This window comes from Silvania confinis, from assembly GCF_025564085.1.
Lineage (GTDB): Bacteria > Pseudomonadota > Gammaproteobacteria > Enterobacterales > Enterobacteriaceae > Enterobacter > Enterobacter confinis.
On sequence record NZ_JAMGZJ010000028.1, the window covers coordinates 1 to 420 of the forward strand.

1 protein-coding gene is annotated in these 420 nt (G+C 56.4%); it reads left to right on the plus strand.

All coding sequences use genetic code 11. The features are described 5' to 3' along the window. On the plus strand, window positions 1-420 hold a 420-nt coding region (locus M8013_RS00125), incomplete at both ends, for an aldehyde dehydrogenase family protein (protein WP_271265820.1).

Below are 420 nucleotides of genomic sequence, written 5' to 3' on the forward strand. Positions count from 1 at the left end.
ATTGGCGACAGCATCGTGGTTGGTTCCGGTCTGGAGCAAGGCGTCCATATGGGCCCCATGGTTTCCAAGAAACACCACGAGAATGTGCTTCGGCACATCCGTAATGGGATCGAGGACGGCGCCGACCTGATCTGCGGTGGAACAGAGGCTCCGTGTGCTCAAGGCTTCTTCGTCAAGCCGACTATTTTTGCGAACCGCGAAAAGAAAGACATTCGTCTGCTATCGCAAGAAGTGTTCGGCCCGGTTCTGGTTGCCACGCCTTTCTCCGACATCGCGGAGGTCGTCAACGAGGCGAATCGCTCCGTGTACGGCCTCGGTGCAAGCATCTGGACCAACGATCTATCTGCGGCTCTTCGAATCAACGATGAGCTGGAGGCAGGCACTGTCTGGGTCAACACCCACAACATGGTGGATCCGAAT